Annotated in this window: 7 protein-coding genes and 2 pseudogenes; 5 read left to right on the top strand and 4 right to left on the bottom strand. The window is 58.4% G+C overall.

The window, feature by feature from the left end; genetic code table 11:
• Positions 1 to 214: 214 nt before the first annotated feature.
• The 3 genes and pseudogenes from FJ958_RS31295 to FJ958_RS32385 form a co-directional block, all read left to right on the top strand.
• The gene (locus FJ958_RS31295) at positions 215 to 490 is read left to right on the top strand and encodes a hypothetical protein (protein WP_246677063.1); all 276 of its coding nucleotides are present in this window, start codon (positions 215 to 217) and stop codon (positions 488 to 490) included.
• 160 nt (positions 491 to 650) lie between these two features.
• Positions 651 to 815, top strand: a complete 165-nt coding sequence (locus FJ958_RS31785; RefSeq protein WP_181176590.1) for a hypothetical protein — start codon at positions 651 to 653, stop codon at positions 813 to 815.
• Positions 816 to 873: 58 nt separating this feature from the next.
• A pseudogene (locus FJ958_RS32385) lies at positions 874 to 1110 on the top strand (DUF736 domain-containing protein); the annotation flags it as partial.
• A 263-nt stretch (positions 1111 to 1373) separates the two neighbouring features.
• Here the strand turns inward: FJ958_RS32385 and FJ958_RS31285 are convergent.
• Both FJ958_RS31285 and FJ958_RS31280 read right to left on the bottom strand, forming a co-directional pair.
• The gene (locus FJ958_RS31285) at positions 1374 to 1865 is read right to left on the bottom strand and encodes a type II toxin-antitoxin system YhaV family toxin (protein ID WP_140749957.1); all 492 of its coding nucleotides are present in this window, start codon (positions 1863 to 1865) and stop codon (positions 1374 to 1376) included.
• Positions 1866 to 1867: 2 nt separating this feature from the next.
• A complete protein-coding gene (locus FJ958_RS31280; protein WP_140749954.1) occupies positions 1868 to 2200 on the bottom strand; it encodes a type II toxin-antitoxin system PrlF family antitoxin in 333 nt (110 codons plus the stop codon).
• Between the two features lie 103 nt (positions 2201 to 2303).
• Between FJ958_RS31280 and FJ958_RS31275 the strand changes: the two genes are divergently transcribed.
• Positions 2304 to 2543 (top strand): hypothetical protein, encoded by a 240-nt coding sequence (locus FJ958_RS31275; RefSeq protein ID WP_140749951.1) that lies wholly within the window; start codon positions 2304 to 2306, stop codon positions 2541 to 2543.
• On the opposite strand, the pseudogene FJ958_RS32380 reads toward FJ958_RS31275, so the two are convergent.
• Together FJ958_RS32380 and FJ958_RS31780 are read right to left on the bottom strand one after the other, a co-directional pair.
• A pseudogene (locus FJ958_RS32380) lies at positions 2515 to 2726 on the bottom strand (DNA-binding protein). The gene FJ958_RS31275 and the pseudogene FJ958_RS32380 overlap by 29 nt on opposite strands.
• A 691-nt stretch (positions 2727 to 3417) precedes the next feature.
• Positions 3418 to 3582 carry a hypothetical protein gene (locus FJ958_RS31780; RefSeq protein WP_181176589.1) on the bottom strand — a complete coding sequence of 55 codons (165 nt, stop codon included), beginning with the start codon at positions 3580 to 3582 and terminating at the stop codon, positions 3418 to 3420.
• 125 nt (positions 3583 to 3707) lie between these two features.
• On the opposite strand from FJ958_RS31780, the gene FJ958_RS31260 reads away from it, so the two are divergent.
• Positions 3708 to 3890 (top strand): hypothetical protein, encoded by a 183-nt coding sequence (locus FJ958_RS31260; RefSeq protein WP_140749949.1) that lies wholly within the window; start codon positions 3708 to 3710, stop codon positions 3888 to 3890.
• The last annotated feature ends 248 nt before the right edge of the window (positions 3891 to 4138 follow it).

Below are 4138 nucleotides of genomic sequence, written 5' to 3'. Positions count from 1 at the left end.
CCCGCTTCACCGCCGAGGAATGCACAAACTACTTCAGCGCCGCAGGTTACGAGCCTGAGTGATCAGATTCTGCTCTAGTCCCCATTGTCGTCGAAGGTGACAGGGGCGCTGTCGCACCGGCGCGTCCAGTCTGACGAACTCAACTGTACAACTTACGTGCCCCCCGTCATCCTCGGCGGACAGATAAACCTACCAATCAGCGTCCCACTCCACCATGCCCACCCGCCGCCTAGTCGAAGCCTCGATCGCCGATCTGCGCCGCGCGCTGGAAGACGGCACCGTCACCAGCGTCGAAGTGGTGGCCGCTTTTCTCAGGCGCATCGCCCATTACGACCGCCACGGCATCGCACTCAACGCCGTGCCCATCCTCAACCCGAAGATGTTCGAGGAGGCCGAAGCTTCGGACCGGCGCCGCCGCGAGGGCAGGACGCTCGGGCGGCTCGACGGCATCCCTACACCGCCAAGGACAGCTACAAGGCCGAGGGGTTGACGGGGGTTGACGGCTCGCCGGCCTCCGAGCATCTCGTCGAATTGACTCGCTAAGTTCTGTACGGAAGCGTACAAAGATTAATCGTCAACAGCACATTATCGGGCGTTGATGCTTGGGAGCGACCAGCGCACTCCTGCCCATTAATGAGGCATCGGATGGCATGGCGAACGAGCCGGAGCGTTCCACTCTGACGGCCCAAGTCGTGCGCGACCTTGCCCGGGAATCTGGCGCTACCGAACAGCAAATCCGTGACATAGTCTCGCTGGTCGGTCTCGATCGCGCATCGATCCTGCGGGAAGCTCGCTTTCTTGCGAAGAACGGTTAGTTCCGCGAAAGCCCCGACCCTCTGCAGCTGCAACGAGCAAACCGAAGGAACCACCACAATGGCCATCATCGGCATGTTCACCAGCACCGCAAAGGGCTTCAAGGGCTCGGTCAAGACCCTCAACCTTGACGTCAAGACGGTCGATTTCGTCCCCGCCGAAGGCGACAACGAAAAGGGCCCGGACCACCGCATCTTCGCCAGTGCCACCGATCCGAGCTTCCCCGCTCAGATCTATGCGAGTGTCGTCGAGACGGAAACGCAGGGCGAGTTCTCCCTCATCTGGTCGCGCCGCAGAGTGAAATCGGCTCGACAAAAAAAGGCCCCGTCCGGTGTGGACGGGGTTTCGCCATGTGCGGTGCATCTGGAGGCGTCGGTTATGACCGATCCCGAGGCGATCCTCGATACCCTTCATGCCGAGGAAACGAGCCCGATTCTGGTCGCCGTCCGGTTGCGTTAGCCAATGAAACCGAATGGCGGAAACGCGCCGCTGGCGTGATTCCGGCGCAGCCGGAAGCACAGTCCGAAGGGCAACGCCATCAGCGTTCAACACTATATTCGTCAGGGATTCGGGGGCGAGGCTTTTTCCAGCCGGTCGACTACGGCCGGATCGGACGTGGCCTTATGAAGCGCGTCCCAATCGCCGGGCGGGTTGCCATCCGCCAGCATCCCCTTGAAAATCTTGTAGGCGTCGGTCTTCGCGCCATAGGTTCGCAAGGTGATTTCATCGTTCACCCAAGCGAAGATGATGACTTTTGCGGTCGAGTCGTAGCGGAAGAACAGGCGAAAGCGACCGTTGCCGAATTTCGCCCGGAACCAGTGCTTATGCGCCTCACCGAGCGTCGAGCCTTGCCGGTAGACGGTTGCGGTCGGATCGGCCGGGATCGTCTGGAACACAAGCTTGTTCAAGGCGGCCAAAAGCTTGGTGCTCGCGTTCTTCTGGTATTCATCCGGCTTCTTTGCCTTTAACGCCTCGACGGCCTCGGTCAGCTTTTCCAACTGATCGAGAAAGAGGGGATGCGCGAGAATGGTCCAGCCATTGACGGTGAGCATGGCTAGAGTGCGACGTCCCCGTCGATCTCGGCATGGAGGTCAACGTCCATGTCCCCGACAAGCGCCGCCATGCGATCCCGCAGGCTAGCGGGCAGCGCGACAACGGACGTGCCCGGGTGCTTGGTCATGTCTTTCGCCAGAAATTCAAGAAAGCGATCGACAACTGGATCGCTGGTCTCTTCGGTCGCCTTCTCGACATAGACCCGGCGCTGGTCATCGACGAAAAAGGCGATGCGCCCGCCATAATCCACGCCCAAAGCCTGCCTGACAGCTTTGGGAACGGTCGTCTGACCCTTCGCGGTAATGGTGCTTTCTTCTTTCAGCAGCGCGCCCATGGCTGGCTCCAAATTCAATCTCCCACGCAAGTAAGGAAATTTCCTTACGTTGTCAAGGTCGGCTGCGCCTCACGTCTATAACTCTCATGACCCCGGTCCGGAAATGGGTCCGATCATCGCCGCGATCGGGAAGCCGGCAATCGTCGAAGCAGAAATCCCGATCGCCTGGTGCGGGGGAGATCGTGGATTGCGTCTGGCGATGAACATGCCGAAGATAATCAAGCAGCACCTACCGGGCCAGTTCATCGGCCAAGTGCATGTTCATCCCTCGCCGGAATTCATGCGGCTGCTTCAATTAGAGCGGCGCGTGATCATCATGATTCCTCATCGAGGACCATGGTGACTCCGTTTGATGCCCGACATGCCACCAAGTTTTTTTGATCCCACGCGTCAAGCTTGTCGATGGGATACAAAACGTCTTGCCTACCTTGATGAAGGTCGGACCGATTTTCTTGGCACGCCAGTTGCGCGAGGTCCCGACTGAGATAGCTTCGCGATAGCGCTCCGAAACCTCCTCGGCTGTCAGTTATTTGTTCGCATCCATTTCTGCCTCCTAAATCGTGTTCAGCCGCCGATCAGAGTATTGCAGCGCGTGCCGGCTGCTGGCCACGCGTGACATGCCGCAACCCTCGGGAGCTCTCTAGCCCACGCGTGAGCACGCTGGCGCATGGATATGAATGAGGTCAGTCTTGAAGGACGGGAAGAGACAAAGCGAGAGCGTAGGGCCAAAGTATAATGGCGGCTAGAAATAGGTGTTCGACATCATCCGTTTGAAGGCACTAGGTTGGTACACGCCAGGGTGAACAACGACGGTCGTGTCGGTCTCGGTCTGCATGGCAGACTGGCGAAGGGCGATGAGTGTCCATGAGATCAAATCCGATGGGTACCGCAACCAGGTGATTAAGAATGAAGATGGGATACGGCTGATCACCAAACACGGCTACGACTGGACAGGCCGCTATACGATTGCGGCGGCGATGCGACCCCAAGACGCGCTGCTGGCCAAGGCAAACTTGACCGGCCCGCGCCTCCTGCCCAGAGCGTGGGCCAAGCTCAGTCAGCCAATGCGATGCGTTCGGAACATCTCCGCTATCGCCAAGTTCGGGAGATGGATCGTCAGTCCTTCAACGGTCCTTTGGGCGACGCCCCCGTCGGCGGGCGGACTGGCGGGGCGTCGTTCGCTTGCGGGGCACTCCAGGTATGCTGCGAACTCAGCGCTAGGACTGACGCTCTTTCGGGACGTCTCGCTTTAGCAGTTCAGCGAGCACGGCAGACGCTTCTCGGAGCAGCGCGATCACGTCCTCCTCTTTCATTGATTGAAGGTGGTCAGCGGCAGTCGAAAGCTCGTAGACCATCTCCAACCCACGCGTGTGGAGTTGCATGGCTCCCTCCTCGGTTCGCTTGTTCCGGCTTCCGACCAACTTGCGCCGTCACCATCAAATAAGATGCGGAACCTTTTTGAGCAAAATACATTTTTTGGGCTCAAAATTCGTAGGGAGGCGCTAGCATGAAACGCCGATCGATCGACAAGGAGAAGATTGCAAGAGCGGACCGCGAATCCAGGGCAATCCAAGACGCGGAACGGCAAGCGCGTGATGCAAAGACGGCTAAGCTGAAAGAGATGCGTATTCAGCGGGAATCGGGACGTACCGAAAATCAGTCGAAGCTAAATTCGTGGATTATGCGCTGACTTTCATCGACGACACGAAACCAACGTGGTTGTCTGGCTCCAGGTGATACAGGCCGATCAACGACATGTTTTAACGCCTCGACGGCGGTTGCACCTTTGGCGAGATGGGCTCGCACGACCTCGCCGTTTTCCATTTCCTCGATGTGATACGTCGGCATGGCGGCCTCTAGTTGTTTAGTCCCGGCATTTGATGGATTGGATTGAGTCTGAAGCGCTCAGGCTCTTTTGTCCAGATATTGCAGATGAAC

It is taken from the genome of Mesorhizobium sp. B2-3-5 (genome assembly GCF_006442395.1).
Taxonomy (GTDB): domain Bacteria; phylum Pseudomonadota; class Alphaproteobacteria; order Rhizobiales; family Rhizobiaceae; genus Mesorhizobium.
Note: the sequence above shows the minus strand (reverse complement) of the source record. Positions and strands in the feature narration are given on the sequence as shown.

Coding starts and splice junctions, on each gene's coding strand:
- FJ958_RS31295 (WP_246677063.1), top strand. CDS start 215: ATGCCCACCCGCCGCCTAGTCGAAGCCTCGATCGCCGATCTGCGCCGC.
- FJ958_RS31785 (WP_181176590.1), top strand. CDS start 651: ATGGCGAACGAGCCGGAGCGTTCCACTCTGACGGCCCAAGTCGTGCGC.
- FJ958_RS31285 (WP_140749957.1), bottom strand. CDS start 1,865: ATGCTCACCGTCAATGGCTGGACCATTCTCGCGCATCCCCTCTTTCTC.
- FJ958_RS31280 (WP_140749954.1), bottom strand. CDS start 2,200: ATGGGCGCGCTGCTGAAAGAAGAAAGCACCATTACCGCGAAGGGTCAG.
- FJ958_RS31275 (WP_140749951.1), top strand. CDS start 2,304: ATGGGTCCGATCATCGCCGCGATCGGGAAGCCGGCAATCGTCGAAGCA.
- FJ958_RS31780 (WP_181176589.1), bottom strand. CDS start 3,582: ATGCAACTCCACACGCGTGGGTTGGAGATGGTCTACGAGCTTTCGACT.
- FJ958_RS31260 (WP_140749949.1), top strand. CDS start 3,708: ATGAAACGCCGATCGATCGACAAGGAGAAGATTGCAAGAGCGGACCGC.